Annotated in this window: 15 protein-coding genes and 1 pseudogene; 7 read left to right on the forward strand and 9 right to left on the reverse strand. The window is 68.7% G+C overall.

Going from position 1 to position 15,111, the window contains the following annotated elements:
- Positions 1 to 289: 289 nt before the first annotated feature.
- Genes AB0H42_RS18750 through AB0H42_RS18760 form a run of 3 tightly spaced genes read left to right on the forward strand, consistent with a single transcriptional unit; the run spans position 290 to position 3,590 of the window.
- A complete protein-coding gene (locus AB0H42_RS18750; RefSeq protein WP_357057562.1) occupies positions 290 to 1,513 on the forward strand; it encodes a fused response regulator/phosphatase in 1,224 nt (407 codons plus the stop codon).
- Entirely contained in the window at positions 1,510 to 3,150 is a 1,641-nt protein-coding gene (locus tag AB0H42_RS18755) for a CHASE3 domain-containing protein (protein ID WP_357057319.1), read from the forward strand. The genes AB0H42_RS18750 and AB0H42_RS18755 overlap by 4 nt, the downstream gene beginning before the upstream one ends.
- Positions 3,147 to 3,590 carry a response regulator gene (locus AB0H42_RS18760; protein ID WP_357057321.1) on the forward strand — a complete coding sequence of 148 codons (444 nt, stop codon included), beginning with the start codon at positions 3,147 to 3,149 and terminating at the stop codon, positions 3,588 to 3,590. Before AB0H42_RS18755 ends, AB0H42_RS18760 begins: the two co-directional genes overlap by 4 nt.
- 22 nt (positions 3,591 to 3,612) lie before the next feature.
- Here the strand turns inward: AB0H42_RS18760 and AB0H42_RS18765 are convergent, their stop codons facing one another.
- Positions 3,613 to 3,981, reverse strand: coding sequence for an STAS domain-containing protein (locus AB0H42_RS18765; RefSeq protein WP_357057323.1), 369 nt, complete (start codon positions 3,979 to 3,981; stop codon positions 3,613 to 3,615).
- 390 nt (positions 3,982 to 4,371) lie between these two features.
- On the opposite strand from AB0H42_RS18765, the gene AB0H42_RS18770 reads away from it, so the two are divergent.
- The gene (locus AB0H42_RS18770) at positions 4,372 to 4,791 is read left to right on the forward strand and encodes an ATP-binding protein (RefSeq protein ID WP_357057325.1); all 420 of its coding nucleotides are present in this window, start codon (positions 4,372 to 4,374) and stop codon (positions 4,789 to 4,791) included.
- A gap of 20 nt (positions 4,792 to 4,811) precedes the next feature.
- Here the strand turns inward: AB0H42_RS18770 and AB0H42_RS18775 are convergent.
- Positions 4,812 to 5,886 (reverse strand): annotated as a pseudogene (locus tag AB0H42_RS18775) (class I SAM-dependent methyltransferase).
- Between the two features lie 244 nt (positions 5,887 to 6,130).
- Between AB0H42_RS18775 and AB0H42_RS18780 the strand changes: the two are divergent.
- Positions 6,131 to 6,658 carry an AAA family ATPase gene (locus AB0H42_RS18780; protein ID WP_357057327.1) on the forward strand — a complete coding sequence of 176 codons (528 nt, stop codon included), beginning with the start codon at positions 6,131 to 6,133 and terminating at the stop codon, positions 6,656 to 6,658.
- Positions 6,659 to 6,692: 34 nt separating this feature from the next.
- Here the strand turns inward: AB0H42_RS18780 and AB0H42_RS18785 are convergent, their stop codons facing one another.
- The 3 genes from AB0H42_RS18785 to AB0H42_RS18795 are packed head-to-tail and all read right to left on the reverse strand — an operon-like array spanning position 6,693 to position 9,243.
- The gene (locus tag AB0H42_RS18785) at positions 6,693 to 7,355 is read right to left on the reverse strand and encodes a methionine ABC transporter permease (RefSeq protein ID WP_357057329.1); all 663 of its coding nucleotides are present in this window, start codon (positions 7,353 to 7,355) and stop codon (positions 6,693 to 6,695) included.
- A gap of 11 nt (positions 7,356 to 7,366) precedes the next feature.
- Positions 7,367 to 8,395: a methionine ABC transporter ATP-binding protein gene (locus AB0H42_RS18790; protein WP_357057331.1), complete on the reverse strand. Its 1,029-nt coding sequence runs from the start codon at positions 8,393 to 8,395 to the stop codon at positions 7,367 to 7,369.
- A complete protein-coding gene (locus tag AB0H42_RS18795) occupies positions 8,392 to 9,243 on the reverse strand; it encodes a MetQ/NlpA family ABC transporter substrate-binding protein (RefSeq protein ID WP_357057564.1) in 852 nt (283 codons plus the stop codon). The genes AB0H42_RS18790 and AB0H42_RS18795 overlap by 4 nt, the downstream gene beginning before the upstream one ends.
- 151 nt (positions 9,244 to 9,394) lie before the next feature.
- Here AB0H42_RS18795 and AB0H42_RS18800 point away from each other — a divergent pair, with 151 nt between their 5' ends.
- Complete coding sequence (locus AB0H42_RS18800) at positions 9,395 to 10,276, forward strand: MetQ/NlpA family ABC transporter substrate-binding protein (protein WP_357057333.1); 882 nt, start codon at positions 9,395 to 9,397, stop codon at positions 10,274 to 10,276.
- Positions 10,277 to 10,346: 70 nt separating this feature from the next.
- Here AB0H42_RS18800 and AB0H42_RS18805 read toward each other — a convergent pair whose 3' ends face one another.
- Positions 10,347 to 11,276 (reverse strand): NAD-dependent epimerase/dehydratase family protein, encoded by a 930-nt coding sequence (locus AB0H42_RS18805; RefSeq protein WP_357057335.1) that lies wholly within the window; start codon positions 11,274 to 11,276, stop codon positions 10,347 to 10,349.
- 127 nt (positions 11,277 to 11,403) lie between these two features.
- On the opposite strand from AB0H42_RS18805, the gene AB0H42_RS18810 reads away from it, so the two are divergent.
- Positions 11,404 to 12,087: a TetR/AcrR family transcriptional regulator gene (locus AB0H42_RS18810; protein ID WP_357057337.1), complete on the forward strand. Its 684-nt coding sequence runs from the start codon at positions 11,404 to 11,406 to the stop codon at positions 12,085 to 12,087.
- 72 nt (positions 12,088 to 12,159) lie between these two features.
- Here the strand turns inward: AB0H42_RS18810 and AB0H42_RS18815 are convergent, their stop codons facing one another.
- The 3 genes from AB0H42_RS18815 to AB0H42_RS18825 form a co-directional block, all read right to left on the reverse strand.
- Positions 12,160 to 12,951 (reverse strand): SDR family oxidoreductase, encoded by a 792-nt coding sequence (locus tag AB0H42_RS18815; RefSeq protein WP_357057339.1) that lies wholly within the window; start codon positions 12,949 to 12,951, stop codon positions 12,160 to 12,162.
- A gap of 142 nt (positions 12,952 to 13,093) precedes the next feature.
- Entirely contained in the window at positions 13,094 to 14,539 is a 1,446-nt protein-coding gene (locus tag AB0H42_RS18820) for an MFS transporter (protein WP_357057341.1), read from the reverse strand.
- Positions 14,536 to 14,859, reverse strand: a complete 324-nt coding sequence (locus tag AB0H42_RS18825) for a hypothetical protein (protein WP_357057343.1) — start codon at positions 14,857 to 14,859, stop codon at positions 14,536 to 14,538. The genes AB0H42_RS18820 and AB0H42_RS18825 overlap by 4 nt, the downstream gene beginning before the upstream one ends.
- Between the last annotated feature and the right edge of the window lie 252 nt (positions 14,860 to 15,111).

The following is a 15,111-nucleotide window of genomic DNA, read 5'->3' on the forward strand; positions in this document are numbered from 1 at the left end:
GCTGATCTCCCGGTCTGTCGACCTGGTGGTCGGCATGTATGCGGTGGTGGCGGCGGGTGGTGCGTATGTGCCGCTGGACCCGGCGCATCCCGCCGGCCGGGTCAGCGGCGCCCGATACCGCTCGTTCACCGGGGTGGACAGCCATCCGTTAGGATCATGACTGCCTCTCGGTCCAGCAACCGGCCGCTGAGTCTACGAGCGTGCGCTGAGTCGCCGTCGTTTCCTGTGTGATCGGAGGCTTGGGTGTCGGTGCGTGCTGGCGAGTTCGGCGGTGACCTTGCGCGGTGATATTGCCGGGGCGGACCTCGGTCCGGCCGACAATGCGGGCTGGTTCGAGCGGGAACCCTTCGTGCTGCTGGTGGAAGACGATCCCGGGGACGCCCTGCTGGTCGAAGAGCTGGTAGCCGACGCCGAACGCGGGATGCGCCTGGAATGGGTGCGCACCCTGTCCGAGGCGGCTGCCCGGCTCAGCATCGAGGTGCCCGACTGCGTCCTGCTCGACCTACGGCTGCCCGACGCCCAGGGGTTGGAAGCGGTGGCCCGGATCCGCGCGCATAACGACCGGGTCGCGGTAGTGGTGATGACCGGGCTCGACGAGGAGAGTACGGGGCTGGCGGCCCTGGCCTCGGGGGCGCAGGACTATCTGGTCAAGGGCCGGGTCGAGCCGGAGTTGTTCGCTCGCGCGGTGCGCTATGCCATTCAACGTAAACAGGCCGAGCGCACCAGCGCGGCCCTGCAGGCCAGCCAGATGCGGGCCCAGGAGAACTCCCGCCTCGAACGGGGCCTGCTGCCGACTCCGCTGCTCGGTGCCGACCGGGCGGTGGATGTGGTGGCGCGGTACCGCCCGGGCCGGGCCCATTCGCTGCTCGGCGGCGATTTCTACGATGTCGTCCAGGATCCCGATGGCATTGTGCACGTCATCATCGGCGATGTCTCCGGACACGGACCCGACGCCGCCGCGACCGGTGTCGCGCTGCGCCTGGCCTGGCGCACCCTGGTCCTCTCCGGCGTCACCGGTTCGCGGCAGTTGCGCTTGCTGGAGCAGGTACTGCTGGCCGAGCGGACCGACCGGCAGACCTTCGCCACCGCGACCGGTCTGACGCTCGATCCCTCGACGAGACGGGTCCTGGTGCGCCGCGCCGGGCACCCGGGCATGCTGCACCACAGTGACGGGGGACTGTGCTGGCTCGAGGTACCCGGTGGTGCGGCGCTCGGCTTCATGCCCGGCCGGGCGGAATGGCCGGCCGCGGAGGTCGAGTTGGCCGCGGGAGCCGGGCTCATGCTGTTCACGGACGGTTTGTTCGAGGGCCGGGTGGGCCGGGACGGCGACCGGCTCGGGGAAGCCGGTCTGCTGGAGGTCGCCCGAACCGTCCAGGTGGGCCGTCCCGAGGTGTTCGTCGACGAGCTGATCGAGCGGGTCGAGGACCTGGCCGGGGCGGCGGGCGGTCTCGACGACGACCTGGCCATCATTCATGTGTGCTGGAACGACGGGCGAAAGGGTGAACTCCGGTGACGAACGCCGACTCCCGGGTGGTGGGCCGGCTGACCGCGCAGGCGTGGTTCCAGCTGGTCTTCGCATTGATGATCCTGGTGGTACTGATCGGCGCGGTAGCGGGTGCCCAGGTCATCTCCAATACCAACACGGTCACCGACCGGCTGGCCCGGCAGACCCTGCCCGCGTCCGCGGAGGCGTACCGGCTGCAGAGTGCGCTGGTCAACCAGGAAACCGGTCTGCGTGGTTATACGATTGCCGCCGATCCACAGTTCCTCGAGCCCTACATCGAGGGTTCGCGGGAGCAGGACCGCGCCGCCGCGCGGCTTCGGGAACTGCTGTCCGACCGGCCCGAACAGCTCGCCGACCTCGACGTGATCGAACGCGGGGTGCGGCAGTGGCGCACCGAATACGCCGGTCCGCTCGCGGCCACCACGTCGCCGGAGCAGGCCCGGGCACTGGCCGCGACGACAGCAGTGCGCGCCAAGGGCGTCTTCGATCAGTTGCGCGTCGCGTTCTCGGTACAGAACGACGGACTGGCCGCCGCGGTCGCCGCGGACAACCGGGCGTTGGAACACGCCCGCACCATTCGCGATGTGGTGCTGACCGGGATGGTCCTCGTCTTCCTGCTGACCGGAATCGTGCTGACCGTCTTGTTGCGGAGGCTCGTGGTGAGCCCACTGGCCGCGCTCACCGCATCATCACTGCGGGTGGCCGACGGCGAATTCGACCATCACATCGACAGCCACGGCCCGGCAGATATCGTGCAGGTCGCCGCGGCCGTGGAGGATATGCGCACCCGGATCGTCACCGAACTGGGTTCCACGCAGTCCCAGAGCAGCCTGCTGCGACAGCAGAAAGCCGAGCTCGATCTGCAGGCCGACGAACTGCGCCGGTCCAACGCCGAACTGGAACAGTTCGCCTATGTCGCCTCCCACGATCTGCAGGAGCCGCTGCGCAAGGTCGCCTCGTTCTGCCAGCTGCTGGAGAAACGCTACGGTTCCCAGCTCGACGAGCGCGGTAAGCAGTACATCGACTTCGCCGTCGACGGTGCCAAACGGATGCAGGTGCTCATCAACGATCTGCTCACCTTCTCCCGCGTGGGCCGGGTCAGCGAGGGCGCGCAGCCGGTGCGACTCGATGAGCCGCTGGACAAAGCACTCACCAATCTGTCGGGCGCCCTAGAGGAGGCCGACGCCGTGGTGGAGCGGCCGGACGATCTTCCCGAGATCATGGGCGAGCCGACCCTGCTGACCATGCTGTGGCAGAACCTCATCAGCAATGCGGTCAAATTCCGGCGGCCCGACCACGCGCCGGTCGTCCGCATCGAGTCCGCGGCCTACGCCGACGATCCGGCGCTGCGGCTGTTCTCGGTCACCGACAACGGTATCGGCGTCGGACCCGAATTCGCGGAGAAAGTGTTCGTCATCTTCCAGCGGTTGCACGCCCGCGACGAATACAGCGGCACCGGTATCGGTTTGGCGGTCTGCAAGAAGATCGTCGAATTCCACGGCGGAACCATCTGGCTCGACACCGAGAACACAGTAGGAACCCGGATCTGCTTCACCCTCCGCACCGTCGAGGCCGAGCCCGGTGCCGAGGACCCGGCAGCGCCCGCTGCCGCGACCGAACCCGTACCCGAAGGAGAAACCGTATGACCGTACCCGGCCGGCCGATCGATATCCTCCTCGTCGAGGACGACCCGGGCGACGAGTTGATGACCAGGGAGGCCTTCGAGGACAACAAGATCGGGAATACGCTGCACGTGGCCCACGACGGGCAGGAGGCGCTGGACTTCCTGTACCGCGTCGGCCCCTATGCCGACGCCCCCCGCCCCGATTTGATCCTGCTCGACCTGAATCTGCCGAAATACGACGGCCGGCAGGTGCTGGAGAAGATCAAGGCCGATCCCGACCTGTCCCATATCCCGGTGGTCGTCTTGACGACCTCCGCTGCCGAAGAGGACATCCTGCGTAGCTACAAACTGCACGCCAACGCCTATGTCACCAAACCGGTCGATCTCGACCAGTTCGTGGCGGCGATCAAGCAGATCGACGACTTCTTCGTCCAGGTGGTCCGGCTGCCCCGCGCTCGCTAGCCGCGGGGCAGCCGGCCGCAGCTCAGGACGCCGCGGGGTTCACGCCCGCGGCGAGTGCGTCCGCCAGCGATTCGTGCACCGACAGCAACTTGTCGAGACCGGTGAGTTCGATGGGTCGGCGGACGGCGTCGGATACGACCACGCGCAGGCCGGCACCGGGCTCGGCCGCCTCGGAGATCACGAGCAGCACGCTCAAACCGGCCGACCCGAGGAAACCGACCTCCGACATGTCCACGACCAGTGGGTCCCCGCCGCGCTGGGCATCTTCGAGAGCGGCCTGCAACTGGGGCGCCGAAGCCATATCGACCTCACCCCGCACCGTGACGATCGCGGTTCCGTTCTCCGCCCGCACCGCTACATCGAGCAGGCGGGGCACGCTGTCGCCGCTCATCGCTGCTCCTCCGGCTCGCACTTCGTCACTTTTCCACCTCTGCAGTATCGAGGCCCCGCCGCGCGGAACGCGACCGGGGCCGGCACAGATCTTCGTAACGGAAATCTACCCGATCGCGAAATAGTAGTCACCGGCGCCGGCCGGGTCGTCGAATGCGTAATCCATGCCACGTTTGAGCTGGGTGCAGCGGTGATCACCGGGCGTGATCCACAACGCATCGGGCTGCCCGACCGGGTTCGGGAACCCATCCGCCGGACCGCTCGAATGCCCCGGAGACGAATGGGTATGGCTAGTAGTGAGCACAGAGTCCCGACAGGACAGCAAGCCGAACGCCACGGACCCGGTACCGCCTACGCCGTCCGTCCGGCGAGACCTACAGGAGGCGATCAGGTGACGACGACCCGCCCGCCCGGGCTGGACAGTCCGCCGACCCGATGGGAGTTGCAGTTCCCGGCGAAAGCCGACCGCCTGGCCGAGGTCAGGCACCGGACACAGGAGTGGCTGGCGCACTACCCGCTCGGCGGAGATCAGGCCTATGACGTGCTGCTCGCCGTGGGGGAGGCCTGCGCGAACGCGATCGAGCACGGCCACCGCGGTGACGGCGGCACCATCCGGTTGCGCTTCGAGCGCGAGGCCGGCGGTCTGCACATCACGGTCGCCGATCATGGCCGCTGGAAGAGTCCCGAGCCCGGCCCGGACCAGGTCCGGGGGCGCGGGATGGCCATTATCCGCGCGCTGGTTCCGGAGGTGGAGGTCATCATCTCCGCCAGTGGCACGACCGTCGAGATGCGGCTCCCGCTGCCCCGGTGAATCCCGCCCGCCCGGCTGCCTCAGTCGAGTCGGTAAAAGCGCCAGAAACCGAAATTCTCGATCGGCAGCACCCGCACCGCGGTGAAGCCCGCAGCGACCGCGTAGGCACGCAGGATGCGCTGCCGCATGACGGTGCCGGTGCCGGCACTGGGCGGACTCGACATCCCGTCCGGAAGGCAGACGAAAAGGCTGAACCCGTACATCAGCCGTTCGAGGTTGTCGCCGCCGGGCGCGAACTCCTCGGCCACCGCCTCGTCCATGACCACCAGTGGGGCGCCCGGGCGTAGCGCGCGCCGCACGGCGGCCAGCACTTCGACGGGGCGGGGCATATCGTGGACGCATTCGAAGGCGAAGGCGATATCGAATCCGCTCTCGGGCAGTTGGGCGGCGTCTGCGACCGTGAACTCGCTGCGCGCGGCGACACCCGCCGAGGCGGCGTTGCGGAGCGCCAGCCGCACCGACGGCGCATCGATGTCGACCCCGTGCACCCGCGCGTCCGGGTAGGCACGGGCCAGCGCGATCGCCGACCACCCCGCACCGCAGCCGATATCGAGAATGCGGGCGCCGGGAGCCCGCATCAGGGTGTCCACGGCGGGGACCCCCGCCAGCGCCTCGGCGAGGCGATGCTCGTACCAGGGCCGGTTGCCGTCGGCCTGGGCCTCCCGCGCGTCGTCCCCCAGCTCGTTCCAGCTCACCCCGCCTCCGGTGCGGGTATGCCTCGAGCAGCCGCGGCAGCGTCGGTCCGGTCGCGCCGAACAGGCGGGCGAAGGGAGCCAAGTAGTTGAGGCTGTGTTCATCGGTGAGTACCTCGGCCGTCGCGGCCGGGACCGCGAAGACCCGCTCGTCGGCGTCGCCGTCCCGGTGGACCACCAGCAGACCGGTCACCGCCTGCTGTTCCAGCCATTCGCGGGTGTAGCGGGGGTGGGTGGCGGTGCGTACGGCCAGTTGCCCGGCCGTCGCCGGTCCCTCGTGCGCCAGACTGCGGTACCAGCCGAGCCGGTCCCCGACGAATATCGACAGCAGGTCGACGGTGCCGAGCACCGCGTGGAAAACCCGGTCCGCCACCGCCGCGGCGGCGTCATCGCCGGCGTCCATACCGCCACTATCCCCCGCAGAGGACGTCGCTGTGGGGAACCACCGGGGTTTCGGCCGGGGTGTGTCGCCGTGGGCCGGCGGCTCCGGCGGTCGGAGCGGTTACGGCGCCGGAACCAGGTCGGGCAGTGGTATCAGGAACGCTGGCGGTCCGGCCGCCCACCTCGAGGACCGTTATCCGCGACCGGCCCACAGCCCACGGCCCGCACCGGTCACCCGCTCCGGCCGCTCTGCGATCATGGTCTCCATGTCGCCTGCCGTTTATCTGATCACCGGTATCCAGGCCGCGGGTAAGTCCACGGTCGCCCAGGCGCTTGCCGAACGGCTGCCGCGCTCGGCGCACGTCCGTGGCGACGCCTTCCGCCGATTCGTGGTGAACGGCCGCGCCGAGATGGCAGCCGATCCAACAACGGAGGCCCTGGACCAGTTGCGCTTACGTCATCGCTTGGCGGCGGCCGCCTCCGATGAATACGCCCGTGCCGGGTTCACCGCGATCCTGCAGGATGTCGTGCTCGGTGAATTTCTGCCGTGGACGATCGAGCAGATCCGGACCGATCCGCTGTATGTCGTCGTGCTGGCGCCGCGGCCCGAGGCGGTGGCCGTGCGGGAAGCGGGCCGGGCCAAGAACGCCTATGGAGCGTTCACCGTTTCCGCGCTCGACACCGTGCTGCGCGCGACGACGCCGCGAGTGGGGACCTGGATCGATACGTCGGATCTCACCGTCGACGAGACCGTCGAGGCGATTCTGGCCGGTGCGCAGCCGGTCCGTCGCTGAGTGAGGACGTTCGCGCACCGGCCGTTCTCGGCGGTCAGCGGCGCAGGACCTTGCGGGCGGTCCAGTTGCCGAGGAACTGGATACCCTGCACCCCGGCGATGATGATCAGGGTTGCCACCAGCGTGACCTCCCAGTCGAACCGCTGGTATCCGTACACCAGGGCGAAATCACCGAGCCCGCCGCCACCGACCGTGCCCGCCATGGCGGACATATCCACGATGGCGATGATGATGAAGGTGTAGCCGAGGATCAGCGGGCCCAATGCTTCGGGAATGAGCAGCGTCAGGATGATCCGCAGGGGTGCCGCGCCCATGGCGCGCGCCGCCTCGATCACCCCCGGATCCACCGTGACCAAATTCTGTTCCACGATTCGGGCGATGCCGAAGGAGGCGGCCACGATCATCACGAAGGCCGCCGCCTCGGTGCCGATGGTGGTACCCACCACTTCGAGCGTGATCGGGCCCAGTGCGGCCAGCAGGATGATGAACGGAATCGGGCGCACGACATTGACCAGCACATTGAGCACCCAGTTGATCGGGCTGTTGGCCAGCAGTCCGCCCTTGCGGGTGGTGTAGAGCGCGGTGCCCAGGAAGAGCCCGACGAGGCCGCCCACCACGAAGGTGAGCAGCACGAGATAGATGGTGGTGCCGACGGCCTCGGTGAGGATCGGCCGCAGTTTTTCCCAATCGGTCTGCATATCGGTCCTCGCTACCGCTGGTTCAGTTGGGCGACCACCTTCTCGACGGCCTCGTCCGGGCCGTCGAGTGCGAGGGTGATACTGCCGAAGGTCTTGTCCTGCAGAGTGCTCACTCCGCCGTACACCACCTCGAAGCCCACCCCGGCCCGGGCGGCGGTGGTGAGGGCGGGGCCGATACCCCGCGCGTCGTCGATATCGACCGTCACCAGCCGGCCCCGGTGCAGTTCGTCGAGTCGGCGCAATTCCGCGGGGGCGGGGCGGTTGTGCAACACCGTATCGACGAACGAGCGGGTGGGGGCCGACTGCGGGGTGGCGAATACGTCGAAGGTCTTCGCCAGTTCCACGATCCGGCCTTCCGCCAGCACCGCGACCCGATCGGCGACCGCCCGGATGACATCCATCTCGTGCGTGATCACCACGATGGTCACCCCTAGTTCGGTGTTGATCTTGTGCAGTAGGCGCAGCACCTCACCGGTGGTTTCCGGGTCCAGCGCCGAGGTGGCCTCATCCGCCAGCAACAGCGACGGCGAGGTGGCCAGCGCTCGCGCGATACCCACCCGTTGCTTCTGCCCACCCGAGAGCTGGTCCGGGTAGCTGCGAGCCTTGTCGGACAGTCCGACGAAGTCGAGCAGCTCGGCGAGGCGTTCTTTGCGTTTCGCGCGCGGCCAGCCCGCCACCTTCAGCGGGTACTCGATATTCCCGGCCGCCGTCCGGGAGCGGAACAGGTTGAACTGCTGGAAGACCATGCCGATATCGCGGCGGAGCTGCCGCACCCGCGCCTCCGGGACCCCGGTGATCGGGGTGCCGGAGATCTCGATGGTGCCGCTGGTGGGTTTCTCCAGGGCGTTGATGAGCCGCACCAGTGTGCTCTTACCGGCTCCGGAGTAGCCGATCACGCCGAAGATCTCGCCCTTCTCGATCCGGAGATCGATATCGGACAGGGCCGTGTCTTCGCGTTTGCCGGTGCGGAAGACCTTGGTCACCGCACGGAATTCGACCGCGGGGACCGCGGACTCCGGGCCGGTCGAGGTGTCGCTCACTTGCCGTCACGGATCGTCTGCTGCACCCGCTGCAGAATCGGCTCCAGCTCCGGGCCGCTGCGCCGGACCTCGACCGAGGTGCCCTTGGAGGATTCGGCGAGGGCCTGCTGGACCTCGGGATCGTGCCAGATCTCGACCAGTCGCTGATAGGTCGGGTCGACCTTGTCCTCGGCGCGGGTGACGAACGCGTTGATATACGGTTCGGCGCCCGGGCTGGACGGATCATCCTTGTACAGGGCCGAGAGCGGATCGACACCGGACCGTTCCAGGTAGGTGTTGTTGATGACGGAGCCGTCCACCGAGGCCAGCGACAGCGCGGTCTGCGCCGCGTCGACCGGGGTCACCTTCACCTTGGACGCACCCCGGTCGATATCGGCGAGGGAGGGCGCCAGGGTGTCCGAGGACAGTTTCACCAGGCCCGCGGCCTCCAGGACGAGCAGGGCGCGGGCCTGGTTGGAGGGGTCGTTGGGAATGGCGATCTCGCCGCCGGTGGGGATATCGGCCACCGACTTGTGCTTCTTCGAGTACAAGCCCAGCGGGACGATCTGGGTGGCCCCGATCGGGGTCAGGTCCGCGTTGTTGGCGACATTGTATTCGCCGAGGAACTGCAGGTGCTGGAAGAGATTGATGTCGATCTGCCCTTGTGTGAGGGCGATATTGGGCTGGGAGTAGTCGGAGTAGTTCGTGATCTGCAGGGTGATCCCCGCATCCTGGGCCTTCTGCTCGAACACGTCCCACGCCGGATCGCTTTCGGTGGTACCGATCCGCACCACATCGTCGGAGCCGGCGTTACCGCCGCAGCCGGTGAGGGCGAGTGCCGCGGCGATGGTCAACGCCGGTATCGCCAGTACCCGTGGGAATTTCAACGCCTGCTCCCGAATGCTCGTGGCCGTATGGACTCGACCATCCAAGCGGGGGGTGCACGGGCCCCGCAACGGTTGGGATTGGGCTGAACGAAATTCTGGCCGGAACCGGACGTGACCGCCTAGTTTGCGCACAATGCGAGGTCTGCGTCGTTTTGCCGTTGTTCCGGTCCTGCTCGCGCTGGCCGCGCTCCTGCCCGCCTGTGGTGCGGACCGCGAAGCCGGCGTGGTACGGATCGGGGTGAACGATCTGGCCCTGCCGCACTGGGAGGTGTACCGGGAGAAAGCGGCCGAACGCGGAATCACCGTGGAGTTCGTCAACTTCTCCGACTACAACCAGCCCAACCCGGCGCTGTCGCAGGGCCGGATCGATCTCAATAAATTCCAGCATGTGCGTTATCTGGCCAATTACAACGTTGCCGACAACGACAACCTGACACCCATCGGCGCCACCGAGATCTTCCCGCTGACCCTCTACTCGAAGAAATACGAGTCGGTGGCCGATATCCCGCCCGGCGGCGAGATCACCCTGAGCAACAATCCCGCCAACCACGTGCGGCCGTTGCTCGGTCTGGCCGCGGCGGGGTTGATCGTCCTGAAGGGTGGCGCCGGCTGGGATTCGCGTATCGAGGATGTGGACACCGCGGCGTCGCGGGTCCGGCTGACCCCGGTCGATCCGACCCTGACCGCGCAGTCCCTGGACAGTGTGGCTGCCGCCTTCGTGGACGATACGTTCGCCGTACCGGCCGGGCTGACCGCCGACGATGTCATCTACACCGACGATCCGCAGCGTCCGGAACTGACCCAGTACATCAATATCTTCGCCGCCCGCGCCGAGGACAAGGACGACCCGACCCTGCTGGCCCTGGCCCAGCTGTACCACGACCCCGCCGTAGCGGCGGCCATCCGGGCCGAATCCGGGTACGACGGAATCTTCAAGTACAACGATCCGGCCGAATTGCGGGCCACTCTCGCCGAACTGGAGGCCACGCTTCGGGATCGCTCCGGACCGCGGTGAGTCCGCCGGTGTATCGCACCCCGGTCCCGGCCCGTGCACAGACGGCGGACGCGGAGCTGCGGGCCGTCGCTCAGCCCACCGGTGTGCGTACGCCGGTGATCATCTCGCGCAGCGCCGTGTCGATCGGTGCCGGTTCGAGCCCGAAAGCCTCGGTGGCGGCGGTGGAATCGAGCACGAACGGTGCCCGGAGCTGGTACTGGACCTCGACCATCTCCCGCGCCGCGGGTTCGACCAGGCCCGCAAGCCGAAGCAGGACACCGGGCATGACTCGGACGCGTGCTCGCGGTGCACCGGCCAGCTCCGCGGTGCGTTCGGCGAGTGCGCGGACCGGCAGCGGGGGTGCGGTCGGCACATGCCACGGCCGGCCCCACGCCTTCTCCTCGGCGGCGACGGCCACCAGTAGTTTCGCCACGTCCGATACCTGTGTCCAGCTGTGCGGGGCGTCCGGATCGGCCGGTATCGACGCGGTGCGGCCGGCCACCACCTTCGGTAGCACCATGACGCTGAACGGTGAGGTCGCCCCGGCGCCGAGGTAATCGGATCCGCGCACCTCGGCGGTGCGGATCCGGCCGGCCTCATGGGCCGCGAGCGCGGCGGTCCACAGCTCGGCCCGTACCCGGCCCTTGACCGAGGTGGGCCGTAGCGGGAGTTGTTCGGTCATCGGTCCGTCGACGCGGCCGTAGCCGTAGAGATTGCCGGTACTCATGAGGACCGCCCCGGTGAGCTCCGCGACCCGGATCAGGGCCGCGCCGAGCGGCGGCCATTCGCGCACCCAGCGGTGGTACGCCGGACCGGCGCAGCTGTACAGCGCGACGGCGCCACGCGCATGGTCGGCGAGCGCGGTGGCGTCGGTGGCGTCGGCCGCGATCCGCTGGATCCCGTCCTGATCGGGCCCACTGCCGCTTCGGGTGATCAGCCGTACCTGTTCGCCCCGGCTCGCCAGTAGCCGCGCAACGGACGAGCCGACGGGACCTGCTCCCACGACAACGTGAAGTGGCATGGCGCAATACCTTTCGCTATGGAGAACAGTGTTCTCGACAGGTCCGAGAGTAGAGGGTCGAGCGCTGCCGGTCAAGAACAGTGTTCTCTTCATGGACCATTGTTCTCGGCCGTGGCATACTGCACCCATGTCCGCTCCCTTGCTGCGTGCCCGAGTCCGTTCGGAGATGGTCCGGGAGATCAAAGAGGTGGCGCGTGCCCATATCGCGCGGGAGGGAGCGAATCTCTCCCTGCGCGGCGTGGCCCGGGACGTCGGTATCGTCGCGTCGGCCCTGTACCGCTACTTCCCGAGTCGCGACGCGCTGCTGACCGCACTGATCACCGATGCCTACGAGGACCTGGCGGCCACGGCGGCCGCCGCCGACGCCGCGTGCGCGCGCAACGAACTGCGGGAGCGCTGGATGCGGATCTGCCGGGCGGTCCGGGAATGGGCGCTCGCCCATCCTGCCGAATACGGTTTGCTCTACGGGAATCCGGTGCCCGGTTATGCGGCCCCGGCGGAGACGGTGGAACCCGCGGCGCGGGTGGTGTTACTTCTCGTCGATATCGTCATCGACGGATCCGAGCACCTCGAGCCCATTGCGGAGGCGGCCCCCGAAGCGGTCCGCGGCGACCTGCGCCGCCTGATCGAACAGCATCCGCGAGATATACCGGAGGAACGGCTGGCCCGGGTACTGGCCGGCTGGACCCAGCTGTTCGGACTGATCGGATTCGAGGTTTTTGGCCGCCTGGACACTGTGATCGAGGACCGTGCGGCATATTTCGACCACCAGATGGCGGTGATGGCGGATCTGGCGGGCCTGCCCCGGTAACCGGTGCCCTGGCCGATCGGCGCGCCCACGGCCGGGTGCCCCGCGTGGCGACCGGGTTTCCGCATCGACCCGTCAGAGCCAGTGGCGCTCGCCGACCGCCGCCGCTTCGGCACCGCCATCGGCGAAGATGACCTGTCCGGTGACGAACCGATTGTCCGCCCCGGACAGCCAGCAGAGGAGTTCGGCGATCCACTCGGGCCGTCCGGGGAAGCCGCCGAACGGTTGCGGCGAGGCCGCCTCGACCGCCCGGCGGACCTCGTCGTCGCCGAGGATCCACGCCGCCGCGGGGGTGTCGACCACCCCGGGCGCCACGGCATTGAGGGCGATCCCGGCGCCCGCCCACTCGGCGCTCGGTGCCGTTCTGCGCACCCAGCGGTTCAATGCCCGCTTGGCGATTCCGTAACCGCCGGTCGCGCCACCGGCGTCCGGGTCGGCCTCGAGGTAGGCCACCGCGGCCGCTTCGTCGCCGTCGAGGCAGGCCGCCACGATGCGCTCGACCGCCGGTGCCAGCGACGAGGTCGACGAAACGACCACGGCACCCGGCGCGGGGCTGCGTGCCGGCAACGGGCGCAATCCCTCGAGCGTGGCCACCGCGCCGAAATAGTTCGTCTCGAGCAGTCCGGTTCGACCGCCCCCTGCTACGGCCAGTACCGCGTCTATCGCCCCGTATTCGCCGACCTGCTCGATCAGCGCGCGTCGTCCGGCGGGTACGGACAGGTCGGCCCGGAGTTCGGCATCGTCGATATCGCAGCCGAGTACCGTCGCACCGCGCTTGCGCAGCAGTGCCGCGGTCGCGGCTCCGATCCCGGAGGCCGAGCCGGTGACAACACAGGTTCGGCCGGCGACCGTTGCAGGGGAGGACAACACACCCTCTTTCGCGCCTCGGTGCCCCGGCTCGCTGCGGTCGGGGTTCATCAGCACCGCACGCCCGTACCGTCATCACGCGCCGAGTCGGACTGGCGGGCCGGCGCCGTCGATGAGTCCGAAGTCGACCATTTCTCGCTCCTCAGTTCACCGCCGGCGCCGGCGTCGGCTCCGAGCGGTCCGGCGTCGGTGCCGGGTAGGGCAGCGCCAGCGTGACCGCGGCCAGGACCAGGGCCACCACCGCGATCGCCGACAGCATGACGGTGCTGCCGCCCAGAGTGTGCGCGCGGAAGAACACCGCGGACAGCAGCGCGAGACCGACTCCGTTGCCGATTTGTTCGATGGTGGGCAGCACTCCGGAGGCCTCGGCCAGCTGCCCGTCGTCCAGACCGGACAGCATGATCGGCGGCAGCGGCACCGCGAACACCCCGGCGCCGAAACCACACAGGACAACCGGCGCGGCGCACAGCAGCATGCTCACCCGGCCGTCGACGATGTTCACGTACGCGACGCCGATCGTCACGCACACCGCGAACAGCGCCAGTCCACCCGCCGGCGCGCGAACCCCCCAGCGCTGGACCAGCACCGGCGACAGCAGGGCACCCGCACCGGCGCCGAGGGCGAACGGAGTCATCGCGATTCCGGTGCGCAAGGGGGAGAAGTCCAGAACATCCTGCAGGGTGATGGAGATGGCGAAGACGAATGCGGTGAACAGCCCGAAGAATCCGGTGACCACGACGGATCCGATCGCGAAGCCGCGGTCGCCGAACAGGTCCAGGCGCAGCAGCGGCCCGGCGCCGCGGTGGGCCACGCTGCGTTCGTGCCGCAGTGTGACCGCGCCCAGCGCCATCGCGGCGGCGATGATCAGGCACGGCCCCGGCTTCCACCCGCGCAGATGGATTTCCGAGAGGGCGTAGAGCAGGCCGAACAGGGTCGCGGCGGAAAGGACGACACCGGTGAGGTCCAGCGATGCCCGCTGCCGTGCGGTGCCCAGGCGCAGGAATCGCCAGGCCAGGACGAGGGTCAGGACGCCCAGCGGCAGGTTCATCAGGAAGATGCTGTGCCAGCCGAAGCCGCCCGGGTCGGCGGTTACCAGGGTGCCGCCCAGGATCGGGCCGAGCAGCCCCGCGAAGCCGGAGGTGGCGCCGTAGAGCGCGAATACCCGGGTGTGCAGATCCCGCGGGAAGAGGGCAGTGAGTATCGCGATGGTCTGTGCCGCCATTCCGGCTCCCGCCACCCCCTGCGCGACGCGGGCCGCGACCAGTTCGTTCGCGCTGTCGGCCGTCCCGCACCAGACCGACGCCGCGGTGAAGGCCACAACCGCGGCGAGGAACATCGGACGGCGCCCGGCCAGCGCACCGGCCCGGGCGGCGGGCAGCAGGGTGCAGGCGAAGGCCAGCGAGTACCCGGACACGATGAGCAACTGCTGCGCCGAGGACGCCCGCAGATCCGCGGTGATGGCCGGGAGGGCGGTATTGACGATCGTCACGTCGATCATCTGCATGAACACCGACAGCAGACAGCCGGCGAACGCCGCCCAGGCCCCCGGACCGGGGACGGTCCGGGCGGCTGCGGTACCGGCGGTCACGGACGCGCCTCGTCGGCGACCCGGACGTCTCCGGCGGATACTTCCGGACGTGCGTCCCCGGCCCCGTTCGCCGGCACCCTGGCCGGTGCCGGGCTGCCACCGCTGCCGTTCCCGTGCGCCGGAGTGACCGTGTCCGTTCGTCCCGTTCTCGCCGCCCCCGGCGCGGGAGCGGACTCGGCCGTACTGTTGCCGTTCGCGGCGGGCAGCCCTGCCGCGAACCCGGCGGGCGGATCGGTCGCCAGGATCGGCTCGGCCGATTCCGGGGAGCCGGTTCCGCCGTCGAAGCGGCACCCGATTCCGACGAGGGCAATGTCCGACATCTGTATGTCCTCCCGAATCCCGGGTGAGCCGCGGTTTCCCACCGGGAAATCTGAAAGCAGGATTCGCGCCGCGAGCGTCATCGGAATTACTGGATGCGATGAAAGTACGGTCGAGATGCCAAGGGTTCGCAAAATATCTGGTGTCGCTTCGGCATTGGGGCCGACACTACCGATCGGTCGCCCCTGGTTGGAACGGGTTGTTGACATCCTTCCGTCACCGCACAACATCGCCGGTGCTCAATTGTGAGGTAA

The organism is Nocardia sp. NPDC050799, from assembly GCF_040654015.1.
In the GTDB taxonomy this organism is placed as follows: Bacteria; Actinomycetota; Actinomycetes; order Mycobacteriales; family Mycobacteriaceae; genus Nocardia.

Coding starts and splice junctions, on each gene's coding strand:
- AB0H42_RS18825 (WP_357057343.1), bottom strand. CDS start 14,859: ATGTCGGACATTGCCCTCGTCGGAATCGGGTGCCGCTTCGACGGCGGA.
- AB0H42_RS18760 (WP_357057321.1), top strand. CDS start 3,147: ATGACCGTACCCGGCCGGCCGATCGATATCCTCCTCGTCGAGGACGAC.
- AB0H42_RS18800 (WP_357057333.1), top strand. CDS start 9,395: ATGCGAGGTCTGCGTCGTTTTGCCGTTGTTCCGGTCCTGCTCGCGCTG.
- AB0H42_RS18805 (WP_357057335.1), bottom strand. CDS start 11,276: ATGCCACTTCACGTTGTCGTGGGAGCAGGTCCCGTCGGCTCGTCCGTT.
- AB0H42_RS18765 (WP_357057323.1), bottom strand. CDS start 3,981: ATGAGCGGCGACAGCGTGCCCCGCCTGCTCGATGTAGCGGTGCGGGCG.
- AB0H42_RS18780 (WP_357057327.1), top strand. CDS start 6,131: ATGTCGCCTGCCGTTTATCTGATCACCGGTATCCAGGCCGCGGGTAAG.
- AB0H42_RS18810 (WP_357057337.1), top strand. CDS start 11,404: ATGTCCGCTCCCTTGCTGCGTGCCCGAGTCCGTTCGGAGATGGTCCGG.
- AB0H42_RS18785 (WP_357057329.1), bottom strand. CDS start 7,355: ATGCAGACCGATTGGGAAAAACTGCGGCCGATCCTCACCGAGGCCGTC.